The sequence below is a fragment of the Streptomyces sp. WM6372 genome (assembly GCF_001279655.1).
Lineage (GTDB): Bacteria > Actinomycetota > Actinomycetes > Streptomycetales > Streptomycetaceae > Streptomyces.
In genome coordinates this window covers 1-1,938 of the sequence record NZ_LGDB01000073.1, presented here as the reverse complement: position 1 = coordinate 1,938, position 1,938 = coordinate 1, and the positions used below count along the sequence as shown (strand labels likewise).

The 1,938-nt window shown below is 68.9% G+C and carries 1 protein-coding gene; it reads left to right on the top strand.

What is annotated here, in order from left to right; all coding sequences use genetic code 11:
* A partial coding sequence (locus tag ADK52_RS07995) for a non-ribosomal peptide synthetase (RefSeq protein ID WP_159045874.1) occupies positions 1–1,938 on the top strand: 1,938 nt, incomplete at both ends.

Here is a 1,938-nt window from a genome sequence, read left to right as displayed (position 1 = left end):
TCCGTACGAGAGGCACTCGTACGCCTCCAGGACGAACAGAGCGCCCTCCTGCCCCACCAGCACCTCAAACTCACCGACATCCACCACCTGACCCCGGCCGACGAGCTCTTCGACACCGTCGTCGTCTTCGAGAACTACCCGGTCGAGGACTCGGCCGTGGAACAGGAGAGCTCCACCCTCAGCCTCACCCACGCCGAAGCACGGGATGCGACGCACTACCCGCTCGGCCTGATGGTCATGCCGGGGACCGGCCTGCACCTCCGCTTCGACTACCGCCCCGATGCCTTCGACCGCCCCTCGGTGCAGGGCGTCGCGGATCGTTTCGTCCGCATCCTCGAGGCGGTCGCGGCCAACGCCGGACAGAGCGTCCGGGAGATCCCGCTGCAGAGCGAGGAGGAACGCGAGCGGATCCTGACCGCTTGGAACGACACCACGCAGGACGTGCCCGACACCACGCTGCCGGACCTCTTCGAGCAGCAGGTCGCACGGACGCCCGAAGCCCTGGCCGTCACCGGCGGCGGGACCCGGCTGACCTATGCAGAACTCAACGGTCGGGCGAACCGACTCGCCAGGCACCTCGCCGACCGGGGTGCCGGCCCCGAACGCCTGGTCGCCGTGGCGGTACCCCGCTCGGCCGACCTCGTCGTCGCCCTGCTGGCCGTGGTGAAGACCGGCGCCGCCTACGTCCCCATCGACCCGGAATATCCTGCCGATCGCATCGCCCACATGCTCCGGGACGCCGACCCGGTCTTCGTCGTCACCCAGGCGGAAACGGCGGAGAAGCTGCCGGCGGAGCCTGCGGCCCACGTGAGCCGACTCGTGCTGGACGACCCGGCCACGCGGACCCTCCTGGAGGGCCAGGACCCCCGCAACCTCTCCGTCGACGAGCGCCGCCCGAGCCGCCTGCTCGGGCAGCACACGGCCTACGTGATCTACACGTCGGGATCCACCGGACGGCCCAAGGGCGTGGCCGTTTCCCATGCCGCGATCACCAATCGTCTGCTGTGGATGCAGAACGAGTACGGCCTGGAGCCGACGGACCGGGTCCTCCAGAAGACCTCGTCCGCATTCGACGTGTCGGTGTGGGAGTTCTTCTGGCCGCTCGTCGTCGGCGCCGGAATGGTCGTCGCCGCCCGCGGAGAACACAAGGACCCCGCTGCCCTCGCCGAGCTGATCCGCACCGAAAAGGTCACCACCGCACACTTCGTGCCGTCGATGCTGGGCGCCTTCCTCCAGCATCCCGATGCAGCTTCCTGCGCACCGCTGAAGAACGTCGTATGCAGTGGTGAAGCGCTGTCCGTGGAGTTGAAGAACCAGGCGCTGCGCACGCTCGGTGGTTCCGTCCACAACCTGTACGGTCCCACCGAGGCCGCGGTGGACGTCACGTTCTGGGAATGCCGGGCGGCCGACGACACCGTGCCGATCGGGCGCCCGGTGTGGAACACGCGGGTGTACGTGCTGGATGCGGCTCTGTCGCCGGTGCCGGTGGGTGTGGCGGGTGAGTTGTATGTCGCGGGTGCGCAGTTGGCCCGGGGGTATGTGGGCCGTGCTGGTCTGACGGCGGAGCGGTTCGTCGCGGATCCGTTCGCGGTGGTGGCGGGTTCGCGGATGTATCGGACCGGGGATGTGGTGCGCTGGTCTGCGGACGGGGTGCTGGAGTTCGTGGGGCGTGCCGATGCCCAGGTGAAGGTGCGGGGTTTCCGCATCGAGCCGGGCGAGATCGAGGCCGTCCTGGCCGGACACGAATCGGTGGGTCACGTCGCGGTCGTCGTACGGGAGGACCGTCCCGGCGACAGGCGCCTGGTCGCGTACGCCGTTGCGGCAGATGACGCTGCTCTCGATCCTGCTGTGTTGCGTGGGTTCGTGGGGGAGCGGTTGCCGGATTACATGGTGCCGTCGGCGTTCGTGGTGTTGGGTGCGTTGCCGTTGTCGCCGAAC